The following is a 23,496-nucleotide window of genomic DNA, read 5'->3' on the forward strand; positions in this document are numbered from 1 at the left end:
AAGACTGCGTGTCATGGATTGTCATGAAAAAGGACCTTCTTATTGTAAAGAGGATGATTTCTTTCCGCGTTGTTTGAGTAAACCGCATCTGGAAGAATACAAATAGGCTACACAGAAGATCACGCCCAGTACCAGAATGATGGTTGCCCCCAGGTGCCAGCCGAGAGGAAAGGAGAGGTAAAAGGCGAGCACCGAGCCGAACGCCCCGATCAATCCGCCACCCCAGAAAAGATGGGAAGGCTTGTTGGTGAGCATGTAAACCGTGGCGGCTGGCCCCACGAGCAGCCCCAGCGTCAGAAACGCCCCCACGGCCTGGAGGGAGGAGACCAGCACCAGGATGATGAGGGTGAAGATGCCGTAACTGATCAGGCGCGAGGGAATGCCCAGGGTGGTGGCGATGTCCGGGTCGAACAGGTAAATCAGGATGGGGCGCCGGAAAAGCAGCAGCGTCAGCACGCTGGCGGCGCTGATGGCGAAGGCGATCCACAGGTCGGAATCCGACAGGCTCATGATGGAGCCGAACAGCCAGTCGTCTATCTTCTGCTGGAGACCCAGCCGGACCAGGACGATGAAGCCGGCGGCAAACGCCGTGGTATGCAGGATGGACAGGGCGGTATCCTGGTTCAGCCTGGACGTGCGGGACACGAACAGGGAGCCCAGCCCCACCAGCAGGGCGGCCACCACGGCCCCCAGCAGCAGGCTCCAGCGCGTCAGGCCGAACATCAGCACGGCCACCGCGATTCCCGGCAGCAGCGCGCAGGAGAGCGTGCCGATCTGCAGCGCGGATTTTTTCAGGATCACCAGCCCGCTGACGAAGCCGTTGGCAAAGCCGATCATGAGACACGCCAGCAGGGAGCGCTGGGCGATGGGTTCCCGGAGAAATTGAAGAAAGTCGTCCATAACGTGAAAAATTGTCCGGTCAGGCGTTCATTCCGTATGTTTCCCGTATCCGTTCCGGGGAAAGCACCTCCTGCGCCGGACCGAAAGCGACCAGGTCGCGGTTCATAAGCAGGACCGTATCAAAGATTTCCGCCGCCGTGTTCAGATCGTGGTGGGAGGCGATGACCAGGCGTCCTTCCCCGGCCAGGGAATCCAGCAGGCGTCCCAGGGATTGGCAGGCGGGGGCGTCCAGCCCCGTGAACGGTTCGTCCAGCAGGAGGACGTGCGCTTCCTGCGCCAGGGCGCGCGCCAGGAAGGCCCGCTGCTGCTGGCCGCCGGAAAGCTCGGAAATCTGGCGTTCCGCCAGGTGTTCCAGACCGAGCACGTGCAGGGACTTTTCCACAATCTCCCGGTCGTGCCCGGAGAATTTTTTCCACAGGCCCAGGGCCGGGTAGCGGCCCATTTCCACGAGAGCGCGCACGGTGATGGGGAAGGACCAGTCCACGTCGGAGCGCTGGGGCAGGTAGGCGATTTCCCTCGGCATGTCATGAAGGGGGTTCCCGTTCCACAGAATGTTGCCGGCATCCGGATGAATCAGCCCCGCCAGCGCCTTGATCAGGGTGGATTTTCCCGCGCCGTTGGGCCCCATCAGGGCCAGCGTGTGCCCGCAGGTGATGGAAAAGCCGATGTCGTGGAGGGCGAGCAGCCTGCCGTAATACACGGTGACGTTCTCCACATCCAGGCGGTGGCGCTCCGGATGGCTGGCATGAGCGCCCCAGCAGATGTGGTCCTGGGCGCAGTGAGGGGAGGGGGCGCTTATTTCCATGAGAAGGAGTACGTATCGTTCAATGAAGGGCCGAAGGACCACCGGGTGGCGGAATCGGCCTGCCTGCCCTCCGGTTCCAGCTCCAGCGTCACGGGGGTGTCCGGCGTGCCTTCCGGCCATTGGGCGGAAACGGTGAGCGTGGCGGAGCTTCCCTTCAGGGGAAGGCGGCACTCCACTTCTTCATGCAGCCCCGGATTCTCCGCCTTCCAGAGAACGGCGTCCCCGGAGGCTATGGAAATGTTCCTGGGCCGGTGGGCGCATTTGACCGTAATGACGGTGGGAACACCCGGAGCGGCAGTCTCCTGGGGGGGATGCGGGACGGCCTGTTCCGCCGGAGTGCCGGAAGTCATCTTGTAAAGCGCCAATCCCAGCAGGACGGCCCCCGCCAGGGCGGGAAAAAAACTGTCTCAGGGGGGAACTGGTCATGGTTTCCGGGCCGGGGAAAGGGCTTCCTTGATAATCTGGACGTTCTGTTTGAACATGCTTTCAAAGTCGTGCCCGTCCGGGGACAGGCCGTCCGTATTGACGGGCTTGGCGACGGAAATGTTCAGGGAGTTGGCTATTTCATTCAGGCTCTTGGGATTGGAGGAGTATTCCGGAAAAACGGCCTTCACCTTCGCCTCCCGGAGTTTTTTCAGCGTGGCCGCCAGTTGGGCGGAATTCCCCTCGTCTTCACGGCTCACCCCCTGCATGCTGATGCTGCGGAAGCCGAATTCCCGGCAGAAATGGTTCATGGCCGCATGGCCGGTCACCAGGATGCGGTCTGCTTCCGGGATGCCGGAAAGCTCCGTTCTGGCCCAGGCGGAAAGACGGTCCATCTTCCGGTTCCATTGGGAGAGCCCGGCTGTGTAATCCTCCTTGTGGGCCGGGTCCATGTTGGCGAGCACGGCGGCCAGGGCGCGCGCGGCCCTCTTCATGTTGGCGGGGGTGTGCCACCAGTGGGGATCGTTGGGGCCGTGGGAGCAGGAGCCGTCTTCCGCGTGGTCGTGATGGTCGTGTTCCGCGGAATCGGCGGCTACGGGCACGTCCGGAATGGATGCCCCCAGGTCCAGAATCTGCGCCCGGGAGCCCAGGGCGTCTTTCAGCCGTGGAAGGTACGGCTCCAGATTCTTGCCGGAGGCCAGCACCAGCCGCGCCTGTCCCGCGGCGGCGATATCCTGCGGCGCTGGCTCGAAGCTGTGCAGGTTGCCGTTGGGTTTCAGCAAATCCGTAACCTGGACGTGGCTGCCGCCCAGGGCGCGCGCCATGTCCCCCAGCACGGGGTGCAGGGCCGCGATCTTCAAGGGGGGGGCTTCCTGGGCGCCCAGAGTACAGAACAGGCCCAGAAGACACAGAAAAGGAATTAAAACGCGCCGGAGCATGTTTTCCATTATGGTGCGCCCGGCAGGGGATGCAATGGTCAAATTTGTCTTCCAAAGTGAGATGACGCTAACTTTGGCGCGCCTTTCCTGCGTTCTTTCTTTTGCCCCTCATTTTCAAATTGAACTTCTGGTACAGGAAGGAGGAAACGAGCACGATGAAGGCCAGGCCCACGAGCGCGCCCACCCGGTAAAGCTGGCTGAGGCTGGAAATGTCGTAGCACACGGCCTTGAGCAGCGTGATGCCCAGCAGGGCGAGCCCCGCCATGCGCACCCTGGCGGACCTGATGTCGAACCCCGCGGCGATCAGGCACAGGGCGAACAGGCTCCAGGCCAGGGATATGGTCAGGTCCTGCGCCAGGCTGCGGCCGAACTGGATCAGCAGCGGATGGTCCCCCGGCGCGGCAAACCCGCAGGAAATCTCCATGTTCATCCAGATGAAAAGCAGGATGGCTCCGAAGATGTTCAGGGAAGGGATGAGGAAGCGGAGTCCGGAACGGCCGCCGGTGAGGCGGGGCATCACCTTTTTCTGCATCCACCACGCGCCGGCCATGCAGCAGAACACCAGCGTGGCGTATGTCAGGCGCAGTTCCGGCATTTGGCCCGGATCAAGCTGGGAAACCGTCTTGAACAGGCCGCTGTGGATGAACATGGCCGCCAGCAGGAAAAAGCCCGTCCAGGCCAGCTTGGCCTGGGGAAACTTTCCGCACAGCAGCAGGAGCGCGAAGCCTTCCAGGGACCAGGCCAGGGTCAGAGGCGTTTCGCTCCACTGGAAGCCGATGGCCAGGGTCAGCATGCCGATGGCCGTGCCGTAGTAAAAGGTGAGGACGGCGGACCGTTTCAGCAGTGTTTCGAAAGGAAGCCTTTGCAGGTACAGAGCCGTCAGGAAGGGGGAGACGGCGCAGAGAAGAGCGGCGGTGGAAGCCCAGAACCGGGTGGAGACGGGATGGTGGGACATTCCGTACTGGAACCAGACAAAATAGAAAAGAGGGACGCACAGGGCGGAGGCGCTCCAGGCCAGTAGTCCGTCGCGGAAGCGCCGGATCACGAACGAAGGAAGCAGGAACAGGAACGCGAAGACGAAAAACGGCACCCAAGGGTGGAATTCCTGATGCCATGCCGCCAGGGCAAAACCGCCTACGGCCACCATCAGGGCCTGTCCCCGGCCGTGCCGGACGGCCATCCAGCAGAAGACGCCCGCGATCAGTATGGCGTAAAAGGGAAGCGGGGAGTCCGGCCAGATGATCGGAAGCCACGCCAAGGCCGCCGCCGTGAAACAGGAGATTCTGACACCCGGATGCAGGTCGGCCAGGCAGGCCCCTCCGGACAGGGTGCGGGCGGACAGCACCTTGTAGGAAGCTGCGATCATGAATATGCCGAATATTCCGCGGAGAAGCTCGGAAAACCAGGGGAAATTTTCCGGTTTGGGATGTTCCGTAAAGGAGGCGCACAAGTAGCAAACGGTGAAGATGCCCACCGGCAGGAACCAGGACCAGTAGGTGCTCCTCGCCCTGGCCAGCGGAAAAAGGGCGATCATCGGGAACATCCCGGCCAGGAGCAGAAGCGCCCGGGAGGAAGAGGAAAGAGCCAGGGGATTGCCTTCCGCCTGCATCCGGAAAGCCGTCAGGCACGCCACGGCAATCGCCCCGAAAGCCAGCAGGAATGAAGAGCTTCCCGTGCCGGGGGCCTTCTTCTCCTGCCGGATGCCGGAGTACAGGCCGCAGCCGCAGTAGAGGAGCAGTGTGCAGAGGGAAAGCAGGGTGACGGCCGGAATGTGTCCGTTCGCGTTGTATTCGTCAAACCAGCCCATCAGCAGCAGCGTATAGGACGCGAGGCCGATGGCTCCCACTTTCGTCCAGCGCGTGAAAGCCAGCACGGAAACCAGCCCGGCGTTCAGAAGGGTCATGTACAGGAACAGGGAAACCGTGTGGTCCTGCCCGGTGGACAGGATGACCGGCGTGAGAAAACCGCCGATGATGCCCAGAACGGCAATGACCTGGAAGCGGAGCCGCACGGCCAGGACGAACGCAGCAGCCGTGGTGGCGGCCAGCAAAAGGGCGGAAACTGCCGTATTGAAAAAGGGCAGCGCATAAAACATGCGGCCCGCGCAGGTGGCCAGGTACAGCACCAGAATGCCGGTGGCGGTCAGGGTACCGGAAAGGGTGGGGTATCTTTTCTTCAGGCGCGAGAGGCCCGTTCCCAGCAGGGCAAGGGCTGTCAGGTAGGTGAGGACGATTCTCCATTCCGGAGAAATCAATTCATTGTCAATGCTGTATTTGACAAAGAAACCCGTTCCCAGAAACAGGATGAATCCGCCGATCCAGGAAAGCAGCTTGGCTCCTATGAAATATTCCCAGGAAAAGGCGGGGGAAACGGCTGCCGGCTGTCTGGCCTTCCTGGGTGCGGGAGCGGGGGTCTCATAGGGGATGATGGCCGTGGCGGCCCGTGGCGGGGATGGCACGGGGCGCGGTGTGGCGGCTCCCGGTCTTGCAGCGTTCTGGGGTGTGCTTCCCGTAACTGATTTGCCGTAGGACATATGCATGTCCATATGCGCCTTGATTTCGGCAAGTTCGTTTTCCAGCTTGCGTACCTTGTGTTCCAGGAAAATGACCTGGCAGGCCTTCACAAACGTGAAAACCATGCCGGAAAGAAGGGCCAGCACAAGCAGTAAAATGAAAATTTCCATGGGGCAGGGGGGTAGGGAGAATGTATTCTACATGGGAAAAACGGGACTGCAAGACGCAAAAGGGGACATGTCCGGCTCTCATGAAAACGCAAATAGCGTCGGCCGGGCAGAGCCTGCGGATGGCATCTGTTCCGATGACAGGATTGATTTTTCGCAATCATTTAAAAACGAAGAGGGGTGGTTCCTCTGGAAAGGAATGGCCGTGTCGTACTCCTCTGGATATAAAACGGAAGGATGACTCAATAAGGTTTTTTTGCTGTTGTAGGCGGATAACGGATTTGTTATCATATTATACACATTAACGTGTAAAAAATTATGAAATTTACGATTCCTTTTTCATTGCGTCGCAGCCTCTTTGCGGGCTTCTTCATGTCCCTTTCCGCCTCCGCGGCAGACTATACCGTGGACGCTTCCCAGACCTCCGACCCTGGCCGGAAAGTATACCAGACGTTGGCGGAGCTGGCTTCAGCCGGAGTCCTGGCAGCGGGAGACACTGTCATTCTGAATAACGATGACTCCAGCCTCACTTCCAAGTTGCCCGTTCTCGTCAATTTCCGCTCCAATGATCCGGAAACGCCGCGTACGGTGGATCTGTCTGGATTGGGAAATACGCCTTTGTTTAGTCCGGCCAAAGGCAATTACACGCTGAATATGGAATCGGTCGTTTTTTCCAATGCTCCAGCCAGAGTATTTTTCTACAACAACAGCTCCAGCTCTGCTCCCATCTCCTTAAAAATTTCCGATAATGTCTCGTTTACGAAAAATTACAGCTCTGATAGAAATTCCTTCACCGCTAACGGATACGGTGGGGCGATTTGCCTGTACTCATCAGCGGCCACCGCACTGTCGATGGGAAACAACGCCATGTTCGCCGATAACCGAGCTGCCGGCAATGGAGGAGCGATTTCCATACACTCATATGGCAAAACCGCTTCGCTGACCATAGGGAACAACGCCGTATTCTCCGGAAATTATGCTTCCGGCAATGGCGGGGGTGCGGTTCAGGTGTACGGAGCAACTGGTTCCGCAGCGGTTATAGGAGACAACGCGACATTCACCGGAAATTATCTTTTAGGAGGTTACGGCGGCTCTGGCGGAGCCATTTATGTCGTCATGCCGGACAGCACAAACTACGGGGGAAACAGCCTTGTCATAGGCTCCAATGCCGTGTTTTCCGGGAATTATGTTTCCGGCCGTTACAGCAACGGCGGAGCGATTGCGCTTTCATCATCATCCCGTTCGGAGACTTCCTCGCTCGTTCTTGGCCCCGGCGCTGTATTCACAGGGAATTACGTTTTTTCTTCCGCCAGTCCGTCCTACGAAAGCATAGGCTCCGGGGGAGCGATATACATAACTTCATCAAGATATTCGAACATTACGGTGCGGGACGGAGCGACCTTCACCGGCAATTACGCGTGGACCAAAGGCGGGGCCATTCTTATGCAAGGCAGCTACGCAGGCAGTTCCAGCCAGTTCCTGGCTCTGACCCGTGACGTTCTTTTCAGCGGCAACATGACCGGCGGCACGTTTACCCGGCACTCTGACGGTTCCTTCTCCGTGGAAAACGGAATCGCCAACGCGATCCATATGGGAGGCGATCAGAGCATTCAGCTGGCTGCTTCCGAAGGCAGGCAGATCCGTTTCAACGACCCCGTCACCAGTTCGGCTCTGAGTTCCAGCCGGGAAAACATCGCCTTTTCCATCAACCAGTATATGGATGGCGACAATCCCCGCACCACAGGCGGCACGGTCATCTTCAGCGGGGAGCTCTACCAGGGGGAAGATTCCCATCTGGTTGCCAGCCGTTATAATGACTTCAAGGGACAAACCACTCTCTACGGGGGTACCCTTGTTTTGGAACATAACGTAGTCTTCGGTAATTCCGACCTGAGGGAGGACACTTCCATGACCCTGGAAAACGGGACTCTGGAAATCACCGGCGGCAGCACGGTCAACGCCGCCTCCTTCACCGTCTCCCATGCGGATATTGTCCTGCGTCCGGGAAGCAGCGCCTTCATCAATGCCAGGGACGTGGATATTTCCCACGGTTTCATTTTCGACATGCAGAAACAGCTTCCGTGGGCGTCTTCCCCGCAGTCCTCCCGCGGGATTTCCATCTCGGCTGCAGATTCCTTCACGCTGGGCGGTTCCGTCGGTATTCTGGACAACGGCATATCCGCCGACTACTTTTATGCAGACAACTCCTGGGCACAGAAGCGTGTCTTCATTGTGCTTACGGACTCGGACAAGACGCATGAGGGCGACTTCTCCGGACCTTATTCTCTAGCTACTGGCTCCGAAAATGTGGATAGCCCCTATGCCTACACGGGCACCTGGAGCCACCAATGGCTGGACGCGGACGGCGACGGCTTTTCCGAACAGCTTCAGCTTGTCTGGACGCCCACGCCCGGGAAAGAGGACATTCAGGAAATTCTGCCCGAGCTGGCCGGCGACATGGCCCTGAACTCCATGTGGTCCTCCGCCTCCAATGCTCTCGGCATGTCGGGCGCCGCTCTCGGCAGCCTGGACGCTCTGCGTTTCCTGGCGGGGCCGGAAAACAACTACTGGGTCAAGGGGCTGGGAGATTTCCTCTTCCATGCCACCGAAGGCGGCCGGGACGGGTTTGACTACAACGGCGGCGGATATGCCGTGGGAGCGGACCGCAGGGTGGCGAAGAATACCATCCTGGGCTTGGGATTCGGCGATCTGTACGGCAGGTTGTACAGCCGTAGCTTTGTGGGAGACATTGGCCAGCAGAGCCGCATAGCCATGCTCTATGGAGGATGGTACAAAGACCTCGGCAGGAAGGACGCTCTCATGGTGACGGCCTCCGCTGGCTACGGTTGGACAGCCAACAGAATGAATTCCTTCCACACTGGCGGATGGTCTCGCGGAAAATGGACCAACCGCACCCTGGCCGCTACCCTCAACGGGAAGTGGAGCCGTCGGTTGAGTGATGTTCTGGCGGTGGATTTCAACCTTGGGCTGGAATACACGGACGTGACCCAGGGTTCGTTCACGGAAACGGGGTGGGACGCGCGCCGTTTTGAAAAAGGGCACTTGAAAAACCTGTCCCTGCCTGTGGGCGTGGGGCTGACCTGCCGCAGCGAACTGAAGGGAAGGGAATGGATCAACAGCGTGGCGGTGAGCTACCTGCCCGATGTGTACCGTGAAAACCCGAGCGCGCCTGCCCAGCGCCTGCTCAACGGTTACCGCTGGGAAGCCAGGGGAACGGCGCCCGACCGGAACGCGGTGAGGGTGAACGTGAACAGTGCGCTGCAATTGAATGCGCGCTGGAGGGCGTACGCAGGATACGAATTTGAGGGAAGAAACAAGGCTGTGGCGCACCGGTTCAACGCGGGAGTAAGTTTCGCCTATTGACGGCAGCCTGAAATGCTCTCCGGTTCCTTTTTTTCAGGGAAAAGGGCCGGATGGCGGCTCCCGTGATCCTGATGTTCCGGGAGGGATTCTGGAGGCATGGACGGCGTGTTCGTTCATGCCTCCGTCTTTCTTTTCGGTGACATGCCCCAGGCGGATACGGACGGTTTTTTCTTGAGATGGGCACTCTTTTCTGATTCCATTACCGAGCATTATCATGAATGGTTTTCAACTTCTTCAATGTGGTTTTGGCGTGGCGGCCCTGCTGGCGGGCCCCGTCATGGGCGCGCCCGCTGTCTATCCCGTTCCCCAGCAATCCAAACTGTCTTCCCAGACGGCGGCTTTCTCCGGGAAACCGTCCGTCGTGGTCCGTTCCGCCAGGACGCAGGGAGACAAACTGCTGGCCGGCGTGCCGGAAAAATCCGGCGCGTACAAGCTGGTGGTCTCCCCGCAGGGGAAGGTGGGCATCGGCGCCCATGACGAGCGCGGGGCGTTTTACGCCATGCAGACGCTGCGCCAGTTGGGCAAAAAGACCGGAAACGGCGACGCCGTGATGCTGCCCGTGGGAGAAATCACTGACTGGCCGGACATTGAGTTCCGCGGCACGGTGGAAGGATTCTACGGCACCCCCTGGAGCCATGAAGCCCGCCTGAGCCAGCTGCGCTTCTACGGGCAGAACAAAATGAACACCTACATTTACGGCCCCAAGGACGATCCCTACCATTCCTCCCCGCACTGGCGGGATCCCTATCCCGCGGACCAGGCCGCCCAAATCAGGGAGTTGGTGAAAGTGGCCCGGGAAAACCATGTGGACTTCGTCTGGGCCATTCACCCCGGCAAGGACATCAAGTGGACGGAGGAAGACATGAACAACGTCATCAAAAAGTTTGAGATGATGTACAAGCTGGGAGTACGCTCCTTCGCCGTGTTCTTTGACGACATTTTTACCGAAGGCAAGAGAGGAGACATGCAGGCCCTCCTCCTGAACAAGATCAACAACGAATTCGTCAAGGTCAAGAAGGACGTTACTCCCCTGGTCATGTGCCCCACCCAGTACAACCGCGGCTGGGCGGACGACAAGCCGGGAACTTACCTGGACATTCTGGGCGAACAGCTTGACCCCTCCGTCCATATCATGTGGACGGGCAACTCCGTGTGCCATGACATCACACTGGAGGGCCAGGAATGGGTGAACAAAAGAATCAAGAGGCCGTCCTACGTCTGGTGGAACTTTCCCGTTACGGACTACTGCCGCTCCAACCTGTGCATGGGCCGCGTTTACGGACTGCCCCAGGAACCCGGATCACGGGAATCCATGAGCGGGCTGGTCTCCAACCCCATGGACAAGCCGGAAGCCTCCAAGGTAACGCTCTTCGGCATTGCCGACTACGCCTGGAACATCAACGGCTTCAAGTCGGACGAAGCCTGGAAGGAGGGCATTGTGCGCCTCTATCCGCAGGCTGCGGAGGCCATGCAGGCATTTGTGGACCACAACTCCGACCAGGGCCCCAACGGTCACGGCTACCGGCGTGAGGAATCCGTGAACATAGCCCCTGTGGTCAACCGCGTGCTGGAAGCCGCCCGGGAGGGCAAGGTGGTGAAATCGGACACAGACCTGCTCAAAAAGGAATTCTCCCGCATGGCCGCCGCCGCTCCCGTCATACGGGAAAAGGTGGACAACCCCCGCCTCATGAAGGAAATTGGCGCCTGGGTGGACGCCTTTGAACAACTGGGCATGGCCGGGCAGCACGCCGTGGCTGCTCTGGAAAGCAGCAATCCCAAGGCGGCCGTGACGAACTTGGTGAAAGCCACGCAGGCGCTTGCGGCCATGGACCGCATCTCCCAGCAGCACAACCAGCAGGGGCAATTGTACCGTTCCGCGGTGAAAACCGGTTCCCGCGTAATGACACCCGCCGTCAATGAACTGGCGGACATCGTTTCCAGGAAAACCTTCCCGTCTCTTTCCGGAACGCCCGCCCTCTCCCCCAAGCCCCTGGTGAAGGGCGGCAGCATGGACAAGGCGGAACTCTTCTGTGACGGGGACCGCGGCACCTTCTGGCATTCCGGAGCTTATGGACAGCCGGGGGACTGGTACGGCGTGGACTACGGCATGGCTATCCCCGTCAGGAGCGTGGAAGTGCTGATGGGACGCAATGACAAGGACGGAGACTACGTGGCCAAAGGGCAGCTGGAAGCCACCCAGGACATGAAAACCTGGAAGCCCCTGGGACCGGAAACCTCCGGCATGCAGGTGGCGTGGCAGGCGCCCAAGCCCGTTTCCGTCCGCGCCGTGCGCTACCGCGTCATTGAACCTAAAAAGACGGACAACGGCCGTGGCGTATGGACGGCCATTCGTGAAATCTCCGTGAATGCGCCGGCCGCCGCCCGCGCTTCCTCCAATGTGGCGGGGCTGGAAGGCGTTTCCGTGCAGAAATCGGACAAAATCGTGCGGATCAACCGTGTGATGGAAACCCATAAGATGAAGCCCGGAGAATTCATCGCCCTGGACCTGGAAGGGCCCACGGACGCCACCTGGCTGGAAATCAACCTGGAACGGGATGACGTGAACTCCTGGGCGGAAGTGGTGCTGGATGTGGAAGGGGCCGCCAAGCCCGTGGTGCAGAAGCTGGACAGGCAGGGCCAAAACTTCATTGCCAAGGCCAACCAGCTTCCCAAGGGCATCAAGGGCATGAAACTGGTCAACAAGAGCGGCAAGGAACAGGACGTGGTGCTGAACATGTTCAAATTCGACGTCCCCCCCCGCCGATCCTGGAGCTAACCTTGCGGCCCTGAGCGACAGGAACCTGAAAACGGTGTACCGTGCGGACAAGCCTCTGGACGTGGTGATTCCCAATCTGGACAACCCCAGGGCGACCAAACTCGTCGTGGTAGGGTCCGCGGCATACGCTGTGCAGGCCCGCAGGGGTGAAGGCGCGTGGACATCCGTAGGCAAGAAGGCCGCGGGAGCCGGAGCGGCGGAATTCGCCATTCCCGCCGGGACTACTGCCGTGCGCCTGTTCTACAACGCTCCCCAGAAGGATGCCGTGATCAATGAAGTGATCTTCTCTTCCAAAAAATAGGCGGTTTTATCCGTCTTCCGCAGGGCCGCCCGGATATTCCGGCGGCCCTGCTGCGTACCGGCATGACGGCTCCGGCAGGCGGCCGGACCGGAATGGTGAGAAAAAGACCGGGCGTGGCCGGATGCCTTTTCCATGCCTCGTAAAAACGGCCTGGAACTCTTCCGCGTAAAGGGCGCGGGGAATGAGGAGCGCATTCAAATGGCCAGCCGTGCCGGGTACATTCGGCAGCCGTCCCGGCTGAAACATTCGGAAACAACCTTGACCCTGTTGGCCGGAGGGTTAAAATATTGACATGACACCGGGCTTTCATTGGACTCTGCGCCCCTCCGTGAAGGAGGACGATCCGGCCCTGAAAGCATTCCCCGCGGAACTTCCCCTGCTGGTCAAGCAGCTCCTGCTCCAGCGCGGATTCAAGGGAGGCGCGGAAACGGAACTGTTTCTGGAACCCAGGCTCTCCCACCTGAGCGATCCTTTCCTGATGGGGGAAATGGGCGCCGCCGTGGAACGCATCTTCCAGGCCGTGGACGCGGGGGAAACCGTGTGCATCTACGGGGACTACGATGTGGACGGCGTCACCTCCGTGGCCCTGCTCAGGGCCATTCTGATGGCGTACGACCTGGACCCCCAGTACTTCATTCCCGTCCGTTCCCGCGAAGGATACGGCCTGAGCGAAGCGGGCATGGAACGCTGCCTGTGCGAATGCTCGGACAAGCCCAGCCTGCTCATTACGGTGGACTGCGGCACTTCCTCCGTCAGGGAGGTGGACATGCTCAACAAGCGGGGAATAGACGTCATCATACTGGACCACCACGAGGCCGGACCGCAGGGCAGGCCGGACGCCGTGGCGGTGGTCAATGCCAAAATAGAGGAAAACAGCCCGTACACCTACCTGTGCAGCGCGGGCGTGGTTTTCAAGCTGGCGCACGCCCTGCTCAAGGTGCGGAAATTGAAAACCTTTGACCTCAAGCTCTACCTGGACCTGGTTGCCGTGGCTACCGTGGCGGACATCGTCCCCCTGGTGGATGAAAACCGGATTCTGGTGCGCCACGGCCTGGGCAGGCTGGCCCACAGCCGCCATACGGGGCTGAAAACCCTGACGGAAATAGCGGGCATCCGCCCCTCGGACGCCGCCAGCCATGCCGGATTCCTGAACGCCGCGCACGTGGGCTTCCGGATCGGGCCGCGCATCAACGCCGCCGGGCGCATGGACTCCCCCATGGATGCCCTGGAACTGCTGCTGACCATGGACAACAGGCGCGCCGTCCAGCTCGCCCAGATGCTGGACTCCCATAACCGCAAGCGGCAGGAGGAGGAGGAGGCTATCAGGACGGACGCCGTCCAAATGCTCCACAACTCCTTTGACCCGGAGCGGGACAACGTCATTGTACTGGGCTCCCGCGCGTGGCATCCCGGCGTGGTGGGCATTGTGGCCTCCCAGCTCATGCGGCGGTACCACAAGCCGACCTTCGTCATCGCCTTTGATGAAAGCGGGGTGGGCAAGGGCTCCGGGCGTTCCATCCCCGGCGTCTCCCTCGTGCAGGCCATCCATCAGTGCGCGGACACTTTGGTTTCCGGCGGCGGCCATGACATGGCGGCGGGCCTGGTGATTGAGGAATCCCGCATGGACGACTTCCGGCGGGCCTTCAACCGCTATGTTTCGGAGACCACCACGGAGGAACAGCGCTGCCCGGTGCTGAACATAGACATGGAAGTCTCCTTCCAGGCCCTGACTCTGGACCTGCTGGACAGCTATGAAAAGCTGGAACCCTTCGGCAACTCCAATCCCCAGCCCCTCTTCATGAGCTCCGACGTCTTCCCCACGGAGCCGCCCAAGCGCGTGGGAACCAACCATCTGAAGCTCTTCATGCGCCAGGGCATGGTGGAACGGGACGCCATCTTCTTCAACGGCGCGGAACGGGAACTCCCCGAACCGCCGTGGGACATCGCCTTCACGATTGACCGGAACGTTTACCGGGGCAGGGCCTCCCTGTCCATTTCCATTCAGGAAATCCGTTCCCACCGGGAAATGTGATTCGTCTTCCGGGTCCTTTTTCCCTGCGGGGGTAAAAGTATCATTCCCGATATGCGCCTTTCCGCGCGCCGCAGGCTTGACAACAATCCGGCGGAAGTGCATTGTCTGGCCTGTTCCGCCCATTCGGGGAGGATTTGTTGTAAAAATAGGCAAGATGAATACCCTGTTCCTGCAAGGTCGTCTATTGCTACTTCTCGGACGGTAGTCCGTGAAGATATCTTGATATGCGCCGGTGAGCCGTTCCGGCGCGAGGGAAGTAAACGGCTGGTCTTGATTTGCGCCAAAGGAATGATTCCGGAACAGGAACGTTTTCCGTGCGCAGTTTCCGAAGGAATGAACACTTAACATTTTTACTGTAATGAAAGAACACATACATATTTTTGATACGACGCTGAGGGACGGGGAACAATGCCCCGGAGCCGCCATGACCGTGGAACAGAAGGTGCGGATAGCCATGCAGCTTGAAGCCTTGGGCGTGGACGTCATTGAAGCCGGGTTCCCCGTCATTTCCGACGGCGACTTCCAGGCCGTCCGCACCGTGGCGGAGCGCACGGAGTCAAGCCGCGTCTGCGGTCTGGCCCGCTGCGTGGAAAAAGACATTCTGGCCGTTCATGAGGCCGTGGCTCCGGCCGGGAACCGGGGGCGCATCCACCTCGTTCTGGCGACTTCCCCCATTCACCGCCAGTATAAGATGAACAAGAGCCGCGAGGAAATCCTGGCGATGGCCGTCAAGGGCGTCTCCCTGGCCGCGGGGCTGTGCCGGGAAGTGCAGTTTTCCGCGGAGGACGCCTCCCGCACGGAACCCGATTTTCTGGCGGAGGTGGTGGAAGCCGTCATTGGCGCGGGAGCCTCCATCGTCAACATCCCGGACACGGTGGGGTACACGATGCCGGATGAATTCCACCGCCTGATCTCCTACTTGAAGTCCAACGTCCCCAACGTGGACCGCGCCGTCATTTCCGTGCACTGCCATGACGACATGGGGATGGCCGTGGCCAATTCCCTGGCGGCCATCCGGGCCGGAGCCCGGCAGGTGGAAGGGACGATCAACGGCATCGGGGAACGGGCCGGAAACACCGCTCTGGAGGAGGTCGTCATGGCGGTCCATTCCCGCCCGGACTTCTTTTCCGGCCTGGAAACAGGCATCCGGACGCGGGAGCTGGTGAAAACCAGCCGCATCGTGGCGGAGATGAGCGGCATGGCTGTTCCCCGTTCCAAGGCCGTGGTGGGGGCGAACGCTTTTTCCCACGGTTCCGGCATTCATCAGGACGGCATCCTGAAAAACCGCAGCACGTATGAAATCATGAACCCGGAGGAAATAGGCTGGGGCCCTACGGAACTGCCCCTGACCAAGCATTCCGGCAGGCACGCCGTGAAAATGCGGCTGGACGCGCTGGGCTTTTCCATCCCGGAAGAAGACATGCCGCGTTTCTTCGAACTGTTCAAGCAGCGCGGAGACCGCTGCAAATTCGTGTATGACGACGATCTGTCAGACATGGCCAGGTCCATGCTGGCCTGAATTCACGCCGTCCGGGAACCTGTTGCAAGGTTCCCGGACGGCGGCTGTCCCGTAACCGGAGACGGCTCTGCGGCGGCGGGAGAGCAAGGTTGATGAAAAACCCCATGAATTTGCTCCGTATAGATTCCATATATGTGGCTCCCCAAACTAATCCCGTCCCTGTTCCTCTGCCTGTCCGGTCTTTTCGCGCAGGCCGCGGAGAATGTCCGCGTTCACGGCATTGCCGACCTGTCCCATGAATTCTCCTTTTATGCGGACGGCAGATTCCGCAGCCAGTATCTTCCCGACCAGGTTGTCTTGAGCAACTGGGGCAACCTCTATGATCTGGATACGGACAACATCAACCTGATCGCCCTGCTGGGCTGTGATGGCAACGTGCGCTACAATGCCCGCGACGTCGCCTTTCTGAAGAAATTCCTGCGGCAGGGCGGCTGCGTGCTGATTGCCGGGAATGCGGGAACAAAAGGCCAGAACCTGCTGCTCTCCGAATTCGGCGCCCGGTTTGAAGGAAAAGCCGTGCCCCCCTTCTCCCTGACTTCCGCTGTGGGCGGTTCTTCCGCCGTTGCCGGAAACAACTTGAGCGTGCTGGTCTTGAAACCGGGAGGGAAGTGGGAGACCCTCGTGCAGGATTCCGCGCAGGCCCCCGTGATGGCCCGCAGGAAGGAAGGAAAGGGAACATTGATTGCCGTTGCCCGCAATTTGCTGGGCAGCAATCCTGACGGCAAGGACGCCCTGAACAGGGAATGGGTAACGCCCGTACTGAAGGAGGCCGCTTCCGGCAAAGAGGTGAGCGGAGAAAAGCCGCTGCCCGCGGTAGGTTCCACCCGGATGGGAAATTCGAAGGTGGTGGATGGCGTGACGTTCCATTATTCCGATTATCTGGCGCCCTACTTCCAGGACATGATCAGGATTGAGGCCCAATGCCGCCCCGCCATGGAAAAGCGCCTCGGCGTGCCTCTCTCCCAGGGAATGGGAAACCAGGTGGGGCTGCTGGCGACCGGAGGCGGGGGTTTTTCCGCCGGAGGCTATGTGGGCCTGGCCGTCTTCTGGGAGAATTTTCCGAAGGAAAAGAAGGGCATGATCGAATTCCTGTGCCATGAATTCACCCACTCCTGGGTGCTTCCCCATCCCGAGGTATGGAACGAACCCATCGCCACCTACGTGGGGGACGTGGTCATGGGCGACTTGGGCTATCCGGAGGAAGGCAAACGCCGCATTGAAAACACCATCCGCCGCGCCAGCACCCTGGATCCGGACATGACCGTGTACGACATCTACGGCAACACGGAACGCCCCGGAGCCGTCCGGCTGGACGGAGGCAGGAAAAACGAGATACACTGGGGCAAGTCGTTCTGGGTCTTTGAACAGCTCCGCGGCATGGACCCGGAGTTCCTCTCCAAATACTTCCGGGCCAAGCGGAAATATGTTCCCGCCAGAATGGACCACCGCTATAACATGGATGACACCGTGGCCATCATCAGCATTGCGCTGGGGAAGGACATGTTCCCGTGGTTCAATGAACACGGCATGCCCGCGGACCGGGAAAAGACCCCGTTCAGCAAGCATATTCCTTCCGGCAAATAAATGGGGCGCACCGCCTTACCGGACCAGTTTCAGAATGATTCTGCGCAACCTGTAGGAGACTTTTTTCAGGAAGGTGTTCCGGCTGAGTTCCCGGTACGCCGCGGCGTGGTCGTTCCGGCGCATGGCGGAAAAGAAACTGTCATCAACTCCGGGATGTGCTTCCAGTGCCTGGCGCCAGATGGAACTTTCGTTCAGCTTTTGCAGGGCTTCCGGCATGCTGCGGGCCGTGAGCTGGCCTGAAACGGCCAGGGTTGCCAGAAAACTGCGGACGTTGTTCAGGAACGCCCTCAATTCGCTTTTTTTCCAGTCTTCCCGGTCCGTCATGCCCATTTTGCGGGAGTGCAGGCGGATCATGTCGTCAAACAGGGACAGCGTGAGATTTCCCGTCACTCCCCCGAATTTGTACACGTACACATCCTTTGCCAGCAGGGCGATGCGTTCTGCCGCGGGGAAGACCCGGAGGTTGAACAACTGGTCTTCCGCATATCTCAGTCCGCTTGGGGCGGGACGGCTGGCAAGCAGGAATTCCCTGCCGTAAAGCTTGGTGCACATTTTCCCGTAAGTGTAGAACAGGCCATACCGGTCCATGCCGAAAAAGCCGGAATAATAGGAAGAAAGGAACTCCTGCCGCTCCACCACGCGGTTTTCCGGAATGGCCCCGTCTTTTCTGCGGAAGAGGCCGAAGCGGTCCAGATGCCTGACATAGTCCCCGATGACGATGTCGGCGTTTTCCCGCATGGCCATTCGGGTCATGGCTTCCACGCAGTCCGGAAAAACGACGTCGTCGCCATCCAGAAACATCACGTATTGCCCCGTCGCCCTGTCCATGCCGGCATACCGCGCGGCGTCCACACCCGCGTTGTTCTGGTGGATGGCCGTCATGCAGGAATGCCGGGCCGCATACTTGTTCAGAATATCCGGCGTATGGTCCGTGGAACCGTCGTTGACCAGGATGATTTCCAGAGAAGGCCAGGTCTGGGACAGCAGGCTGTCCAGGCAGGCGGAGATGCTCGTTTCCAGATTGTAGATGGGAACAATGACGCTGACCAGGGGAAGCTCTGCGCCGTTTTGGATGGAAGTGTTCATGTTACCGGTGGTGATGGAGATGGCCGTCCTCAACGCAGGAAAAATGCCCCGAGCGGGCAGGGGGGAACAGAGCCTCTCCGGAACGCGGCAGGAAGAATAGAATAGTTGCCGGAATGAAACAATGCCGAAAAACCATTTCTGTTGTCGGATACCTCCGGATTCTTGTTTTTATTCTTTTAGTATTCAATATATAATAAACTCTAATAAAAAATGTTGCTTCTTAAAGAGACTGGGTAAACGGATTATCAGTCCGCTGTCAATCGAAGATCCTGGCAATAGGCAGATTAAGACAATTATAACCCTACTTAAGCAATAGGGATTTTTTTATTTACCTCCGCATAATATTGATTTTATTAGGTTTCCCGGAAGCTTTTTTCAAACGGACTGATAATCCGGTAATATTTAGGCACGGGTCTCTGTTTTATGTATGTGTTTTGAATTTATTCCAGTTTCTTTGTACACATCCTTGTTTAACTGGATCATTCTTTTATTAATGGCCGTCGCTGTATATCAGGCGGGAACCGGCGTGATTTATACGGGTTCCATGGCCAAAATGAATAATTTCACAGGATTTGTCTTTGTTGTGGCGCTGATCCTGTACATGGGGGCCCGCCCGGTCAGCCCGGAATTCGGAGATACCATCAATTACGCCGCGGAATTCCAGACGCTTCAGACGGAGGAAAGCGGCAACTGGATGGCGCAGGCGACATCCCTGCGCGGGGAATGGCTGTTTGCCCTTATTCTGCATGCGTGGGTGCAGTACGGGAATGTCCACGACTATTTTCTTTCCTGTTCTGCAGTGTACGTGGGGGCTCTGGCGCTGGCCAGCTACAGGATTTTCGGCGGAAGGTGGTTCATTCCCTTTCTGACGGCTTGCGCCATGTTCACCTTCTGGGTTTACGGGGTCAACGGAATCCGCAACGGCATGGCCGCCTCCGTGATGATTCTCGGTCTGTCCTTCCGGGATAACCTCAAGTACCTGGTGCTTTTTTCCCTTCTTGCCGTCAGCCTGCACAAATCCATGGCTCTGCTCATCGGAGCCGGAGCCTGCGCCTGGTTCCTGACAGATACCCGGTATTATGTGGCGGCGTGGCTGGCCTGCATTGTGGCGGTTATTCTGGCCGGTCCGGCCATTGGGGAAATGATTGCCTCTTCCGGCCTGTTTGACGATCCGCGCCTGACCCTCTACATCAGTTCCGCGGAGGAGGTAAAGGCGGCCAGCCCCTTCTTCAGCAGCACGGGGTTTCGCTGGGATTTCCTCCTTTACAGTGCGCTTCCCATCGTGACGGGCTGTTATTTTATTTTCAGGCAGGAGTACCGGGATGCCATGTATACGTGGCTGCTCAATATTTACATCGCGGCGAATGCGTTCTGGATTCTCTGCATGTATGCGGCGTTCAGCAACAGGTTCGCCCAGCTCTCCTGGTTCCTGATGGGATTCGTATTCATTTATCCCTTCTTCAAGTACAGGTTCTGGGCGGATCAGGAAAAGAAGCTGGCCGGTTTTTTCCCGCTGATTTATGCGTTTACCTTCTACATGAATATTTACAACGCATGAGAAAAAAACTCATCAGGATTGCGGCGGCTCCCATGTCTCTGGACCTGCTGCTCAGGGGGCAGTTGAATTACCTGAACGGGTATTTTGACGTTCTGGCCGTAGCTTCCCCCGGTGTGGAGCATGCGCGCATCCGCCGGCGTGAAGGCGTGGAGACCGTGGAGCTTGAAATAGAGCGGACGATTTCCCTGTGGAAGGATTTGAAGAGTTTGTGGCGTTTGTTTGCCCTGTTCCGCCGGGAACGCCCCTGGGGCGTGCACTCCCTGACTCCTAAAGCCGGTCTTTTAAGCATGGCCGCCGCCGCCCTGGCCCGTGTTCCCGTGCGGGTGCATACGTTCACCGGGCTGATTTTCCCCTACCGGAAAGGCGCGTTTAAATTCCTGCTCAGGCAGATGGACCGCCTTACATGCCTGTTCGCCACCCATGTCATCCCGGAGGGTGAAGGTGTCAGAAAGCTTCTGATTGCGGAAAAAGTGACGGGAAAATCTCTGGAAGTCCTGGCCTACGGTAATGTCAACGGCGTTGATTTGGAGCATTTCCGGCAATCCGGCCGCCGGGAGGAGGAAAGGCGGCGTCTTGGTCTTCCCGCAGGGGCCGTTTTGTTTGTCTTTGTCGGCAGAATCACGGAAGACAAGGGCATCCGGGAATTGCTTGCCGCGTTTTCCGCATTGCGCGGAGATGAGGAGCAGGGGGGAATTCCTGTTTTTCTAGCGCTGGTGGGTGGTCTGGAAGGTTATGCTGCAGCTGATTTGGAGATGCCCGGAGTGTTCGTGCCCGGCTTTCAGGAGGACATCCGGCCCTGGCTGGAAGCCGCGGACGTTTTTGTTCTGCCCAGCTACAGAGAGGGATTTCCAAACTCCCTTCTTCAGGCGGGAGCGATGGGACTGCCTTCCATCGCCGCGGATGTGTGCGGATGCAATGAAATTATAGAAGATGGCGTGAACGGCCTGCTGGTGGCCGTCCGGGATGAAGAGGCGTTGCGCAGCGCCATGGCCTCCTTCCGGGATGATCCGGAACGGCGGCGGCAAATGGGCGCGAGAGCCGCGGAAAATGTAAGGAGGAAATATTCCTGCCGGATGGTATGGGATGCCCTGCTCAATTTTTACGGGAGAATATCATGATATACGGGAATGGCATCAAGCGTCTTATGGATTTTTCTCTCGCACTGGCGGCCCTGGCTCTGCTGTCCGTGCCGTTCCTGCTGCTGGCGCTGCTGCTGGCCCTTGCCAACCGGGGAACGCCGTTTTTCCGCCAGACGCGCCCGGGGCGCGGCGGCAGGCTGTTCCGCATTGTCAAATTCAAGACCATGACGGATGCCCGTGATTCCCGCGGAGAACTGCTTCCGGACGAACAGCGCCTGACGCGCGCGGGGGCCCTGGTGCGTTCCCTGTCTCTGGATGAATTGCCCCAGTTGTTCAACGTTCTGGCCGGGCAAATGAGCTTCATTGGTCCCCGGCCGCTGCTGCCGGAATACCTTCCCTTGTATACAGCGGAGCAGGCGCGCCGCCACGACGTGCGGCCCGGCATCACGGGATGGGCCCAGGTGAACGGGCGCAATGCCATCAGCTGGGAACGCAAGTTTGAGCTGGATGTCTGGTATGTGGACCATCTGAACTTCCTGCTGGATATGCGCATTATTTTTTTAACGCTGGCCAAAGTGGTCCGGCGGCAGGGCATCAGCGCGGAAGGGTGCGCCACCATGCAAAAATTCACGGGTTCAGGAAAATGAAAAAGAACATAGCTATTGTAGGCGCCGGAGGATTCGGCAGGGAGACGGCTTGCTGTCTCCGGGCGATCAATGAAACGTCGTCCGCATGGAATTTGATAGGCTTCTTTGACGACAAGGTGCCGGCGGGCACGAAAAACGAATACGGCCAGGTGCTGGGCACCGTTGAAGACTTGAACGCATGGAGAGAGCCTTTGTCCATCGTGCTTGCGATAGCCTCCCCGGATGCGCTCAAGCGCATTTCCGGACGGCTGGACAACGCCCTGCTGGATTTTCCGAATATCATCGCGCCGGACGTGAAGTTTTATGACTGCGGCAGTGTCTCCATGGGGAAAGGCAATGTCATCAGCTTCGGCCATGTCTTCAGCTGCCATGTGAACATGGGTGATTTCAACCTGTTCACCTGCGGTTCCCTGATCGGGCATGACGTCGCCCTGGGGCATTGGAACGTAGTGGCCAACGGCTGCAAGGTTTCCGGGGGCGTCACGCTGGGGAATTCCAATTTCCTGGGGGCCGCTTCCGTGGTGCTTCCCTGCCGGAAGGTTGGGGAGCGTGTGGTGCTGGGAGCTAACTCCACGCTCGTCAGGGATGCGCTGGAAGAGGGAACCTATGTGGGGTGCCCTGCCGTGCTTAAAAAGTCCGCGCCTCCCTCGCCCGAGAAGAAATCCATGATCTGGCTGTCCCTGGCGCAGACGGGAGAGGCGGAAGAGCGGTTTGTACGGGAGGCTTTTGATTCCAAATGGGTGACGACGGTAGGGCCGAATGTGGACGCCTTTGAACGGGATCTTGAAGAGTACCTGGGCGAGCGGCATGTCGTGGCTCTGGCGTCCGGAACGTCTGCCCTGCATCTGGGGCTGGTGATGCTGGGCGTAGGGCCTGGGGACGAAGTCCTCTGCCAGTCCATGACGTTTGCGGCGTCCGCCAATCCCATTGTTTACCAGGGAGCTTCCCCCGTGTTTGTGGACAGTGAGGAAAAAACATGGAACATGTCTCCCGAATTTCTGGAGGAAGCCATCAGGGACCGCATCAGGCAGACGGGCCGCGCTCCCAAAGCCATTATTCCGGTGGACCTTTACGGCATGCCCGCCAGCATGACGGAGATTATGGAAATTGCCGGGAAATACGGCATTCCCGTGCTGGAGGACGCCGCAGAAGCGCTGGGTTCCGAGTACCGGGGGAGAAAATGCGGCATATTTGGCACTTATGGCGTTTTTTCTTTCAACGGGAACAAGATCATCACCACCTCCGGCGGGGGCGCCCTGTGCTGCCCGGATGAGGAATCCCGGAACAGAGTCAAATTTTACGCCACCCAGGCACGGGACCAAGCGCCGCATTATGAACATTCCCACATCGGCTATAACTACCGTCTCAGCAACGTGTGCGCGGGCATAGGCCGCGGCCAGATGCTTTCCCTCCCCTCATTCCTGGAGAAGAGGCGCAACATTCATGAGCAGTACAGAAACCGGCTTTCCGGCGTTCCAGGGCTGTCCCTGCTGGAAAACCCGTCCTCCCATTACCGTTCCAACCACTGGCTGACCTGCGTGCTGGTCAATCCGGAAGAAGCACGTTTTGACCGGGAAACGTTGCGGCTGGCCTTGCAGAAAGCGGGCGTGGAAAGCCGCCCCCTCTGGAAGCCCATGCATTTACAGCCCGTGTTCCGTTCCTGTCCTTTTTATGGCGCCGGCGTGTCGGACCGCCTGTTTGAGCGGGGGCTCTGCCTGCCGTCGGGGAGCGCCCTGGGCCAGGAAGAACTGGACCTCATCATTGATGTGATTTCCAACCTTTAA

Annotated in this window: 16 protein-coding genes and 1 pseudogene; 11 read left to right on the forward strand and 6 right to left on the reverse strand. The window is 59.0% G+C overall.

Features of this window, described 5'->3' with window-relative positions:
* Positions 1 to 39: 39 nt before the first annotated feature.
* The 5 genes from V3C20_RS10035 to V3C20_RS10055 all read right to left on the reverse strand — a co-directional run bounded on the left by V3C20_RS10035 (position 40) and on the right by V3C20_RS10055 (position 5,749).
* Positions 40 to 900, reverse strand: coding sequence for a metal ABC transporter permease (locus V3C20_RS10035; RefSeq protein WP_130083807.1), 861 nt, complete (start codon positions 898 to 900; stop codon positions 40 to 42).
* A 19-nt stretch (positions 901 to 919) separates the two neighbouring features.
* A complete protein-coding gene (locus V3C20_RS10040; RefSeq protein WP_218957821.1) occupies positions 920 to 1,705 on the reverse strand; it encodes a metal ABC transporter ATP-binding protein in 786 nt (261 codons plus the stop codon).
* Positions 1,696 to 2,055 (reverse strand): hypothetical protein, encoded by a 360-nt coding sequence (locus tag V3C20_RS10045; protein WP_330935367.1) that lies wholly within the window; start codon positions 2,053 to 2,055, stop codon positions 1,696 to 1,698. Before V3C20_RS10045 ends, V3C20_RS10040 begins: the two co-directional genes overlap by 10 nt.
* 72 nt (positions 2,056 to 2,127) lie before the next feature.
* Positions 2,128 to 3,066: a metal ABC transporter substrate-binding protein gene (locus V3C20_RS10050; protein WP_161981287.1), complete on the reverse strand. Its 939-nt coding sequence runs from the start codon at positions 3,064 to 3,066 to the stop codon at positions 2,128 to 2,130.
* Between the two features lie 67 nt (positions 3,067 to 3,133).
* Entirely contained in the window at positions 3,134 to 5,749 is a 2,616-nt protein-coding gene (locus V3C20_RS10055) for a DUF2339 domain-containing protein (protein ID WP_130083804.1), read from the reverse strand.
* Between the two features lie 315 nt (positions 5,750 to 6,064).
* On the opposite strand from V3C20_RS10055, the gene V3C20_RS10060 reads away from it, so the two are divergent.
* The 6 genes from V3C20_RS10060 to V3C20_RS10085 all read left to right on the forward strand — a co-directional run bounded on the left by V3C20_RS10060 (position 6,065) and on the right by V3C20_RS10085 (position 17,342).
* Positions 6,065 to 9,130 carry an autotransporter outer membrane beta-barrel domain-containing protein gene (locus tag V3C20_RS10060; RefSeq protein ID WP_130083802.1) on the forward strand — a complete coding sequence of 1,022 codons (3,066 nt, stop codon included), beginning with the start codon at positions 6,065 to 6,067 and terminating at the stop codon, positions 9,128 to 9,130.
* Between the two features lie 214 nt (positions 9,131 to 9,344).
* A complete protein-coding gene (locus V3C20_RS10065; protein WP_330935368.1) occupies positions 9,345 to 11,906 on the forward strand; it encodes a beta-N-acetylglucosaminidase domain-containing protein in 2,562 nt (853 codons plus the stop codon).
* Positions 11,907 to 11,940: 34 nt separating this feature from the next.
* The gene (locus V3C20_RS10070; protein ID WP_330935369.1) at positions 11,941 to 12,207 is read left to right on the forward strand and encodes a hypothetical protein; all 267 of its coding nucleotides are present in this window, start codon (positions 11,941 to 11,943) and stop codon (positions 12,205 to 12,207) included.
* Positions 12,208 to 12,499: 292 nt separating this feature from the next.
* Positions 12,500 to 14,239, forward strand: a complete 1,740-nt coding sequence (gene recJ, locus V3C20_RS10075; protein ID WP_130083800.1) for a single-stranded-DNA-specific exonuclease RecJ — start codon at positions 12,500 to 12,502, stop codon at positions 14,237 to 14,239.
* A gap of 358 nt (positions 14,240 to 14,597) precedes the next feature.
* A complete protein-coding gene (locus V3C20_RS10080) occupies positions 14,598 to 15,758 on the forward strand; it encodes a 2-isopropylmalate synthase (protein WP_130083799.1) in 1,161 nt (386 codons plus the stop codon).
* A gap of 132 nt (positions 15,759 to 15,890) precedes the next feature.
* Positions 15,891 to 17,342 carry a hypothetical protein gene (locus V3C20_RS10085; RefSeq protein WP_130083798.1) on the forward strand — a complete coding sequence of 484 codons (1,452 nt, stop codon included), beginning with the start codon at positions 15,891 to 15,893 and terminating at the stop codon, positions 17,340 to 17,342.
* Positions 17,343 to 17,357: 15 nt separating this feature from the next.
* Here V3C20_RS10085 and V3C20_RS10090 read toward each other — a convergent pair whose 3' ends face one another.
* Positions 17,358 to 18,428, reverse strand: a complete 1,071-nt coding sequence (locus tag V3C20_RS10090) for a glycosyltransferase (RefSeq protein WP_130083797.1) — start codon at positions 18,426 to 18,428, stop codon at positions 17,358 to 17,360.
* A 493-nt stretch (positions 18,429 to 18,921) separates the two neighbouring features.
* Between V3C20_RS10090 and V3C20_RS10095 the strand changes: the two genes are divergently transcribed.
* The 5 genes and pseudogenes from V3C20_RS10095 to V3C20_RS13465 all read left to right on the forward strand — a co-directional run bounded on the left by V3C20_RS10095 (position 18,922) and on the right by V3C20_RS13465 (position 23,496).
* Entirely contained in the window at positions 18,922 to 19,986 is a 1,065-nt protein-coding gene (locus tag V3C20_RS10095) for an EpsG family protein (RefSeq protein WP_161981665.1), read from the forward strand.
* Positions 19,983 to 21,104, forward strand: coding sequence for a glycosyltransferase family 4 protein (locus tag V3C20_RS10100; RefSeq protein ID WP_130083795.1), 1,122 nt, complete (start codon positions 19,983 to 19,985; stop codon positions 21,102 to 21,104). Before V3C20_RS10095 ends, V3C20_RS10100 begins: the two co-directional genes overlap by 4 nt.
* Entirely contained in the window at positions 21,104 to 21,712 is a 609-nt protein-coding gene (locus V3C20_RS10105; RefSeq protein WP_130083884.1) for a sugar transferase, read from the forward strand. Before V3C20_RS10100 ends, V3C20_RS10105 begins: the two co-directional genes overlap by 1 nt.
* Positions 21,709 to 21,942 (forward strand): annotated as a pseudogene (locus V3C20_RS13460) (serine acetyltransferase); the annotation flags it as partial. The gene V3C20_RS10105 and the pseudogene V3C20_RS13460, both read left to right, overlap by 4 nt.
* A gap of 435 nt (positions 21,943 to 22,377) precedes the next feature.
* On the forward strand, positions 22,378 to 23,496 hold the full coding sequence (locus tag V3C20_RS13465; RefSeq protein ID WP_342778990.1) for an aminotransferase class I/II-fold pyridoxal phosphate-dependent enzyme: 1,119 nt from the start codon (positions 22,378 to 22,380) through the stop codon (positions 23,494 to 23,496).

The organism is Akkermansia sp. RCC_12PD (genome assembly GCF_036417355.1).
Lineage (GTDB): Bacteria > Verrucomicrobiota > Verrucomicrobiia > Verrucomicrobiales > Akkermansiaceae > Akkermansia.

What these genes read in the sequence shown, in the direction of transcription:
- V3C20_RS10085 (WP_130083798.1), top strand. Translation starts at nt 15,891, where the DNA reads ATGTGGCTCCCCAAACTAATCCCGTCCCTGTTCCTCTGCCTGTCCGGT.
- V3C20_RS10045 (WP_330935367.1), bottom strand. Translation starts at nt 2,055, where the DNA reads ATGACTTCCGGCACTCCGGCGGAACAGGCCGTCCCGCATCCCCCCCAG.
- V3C20_RS10040 (WP_218957821.1), bottom strand. Translation starts at nt 1,705, where the DNA reads ATGGAAATAAGCGCCCCCTCCCCTCACTGCGCCCAGGACCACATCTGC.
- V3C20_RS10080 (WP_130083799.1), top strand. Translation starts at nt 14,598, where the DNA reads ATGAAAGAACACATACATATTTTTGATACGACGCTGAGGGACGGGGAA.
- V3C20_RS13465 (WP_342778990.1), top strand. Translation starts at nt 22,378, where the DNA reads ATGATCTGGCTGTCCCTGGCGCAGACGGGAGAGGCGGAAGAGCGGTTT.
- V3C20_RS10050 (WP_161981287.1), bottom strand. Translation starts at nt 3,066, where the DNA reads ATGCTCCGGCGCGTTTTAATTCCTTTTCTGTGTCTTCTGGGCCTGTTC.
- V3C20_RS10060 (WP_130083802.1), top strand. Translation starts at nt 6,065, where the DNA reads ATGAAATTTACGATTCCTTTTTCATTGCGTCGCAGCCTCTTTGCGGGC.
- recJ (WP_130083800.1), top strand. Translation starts at nt 12,500, where the DNA reads ATGACACCGGGCTTTCATTGGACTCTGCGCCCCTCCGTGAAGGAGGAC.
- V3C20_RS10095 (WP_161981665.1), top strand. Translation starts at nt 18,922, where the DNA reads ATGGCCGTCGCTGTATATCAGGCGGGAACCGGCGTGATTTATACGGGT.
- V3C20_RS10055 (WP_130083804.1), bottom strand. Translation starts at nt 5,749, where the DNA reads ATGGAAATTTTCATTTTACTGCTTGTGCTGGCCCTTCTTTCCGGCATG.
- V3C20_RS10100 (WP_130083795.1), top strand. Translation starts at nt 19,983, where the DNA reads ATGAGAAAAAAACTCATCAGGATTGCGGCGGCTCCCATGTCTCTGGAC.
- V3C20_RS10065 (WP_330935368.1), top strand. Translation starts at nt 9,345, where the DNA reads ATGAATGGTTTTCAACTTCTTCAATGTGGTTTTGGCGTGGCGGCCCTG.
- V3C20_RS10035 (WP_130083807.1), bottom strand. Translation starts at nt 900, where the DNA reads ATGGACGACTTTCTTCAATTTCTCCGGGAACCCATCGCCCAGCGCTCC.
- V3C20_RS10090 (WP_130083797.1), bottom strand. Translation starts at nt 18,428, where the DNA reads ATGAACACTTCCATCCAAAACGGCGCAGAGCTTCCCCTGGTCAGCGTC.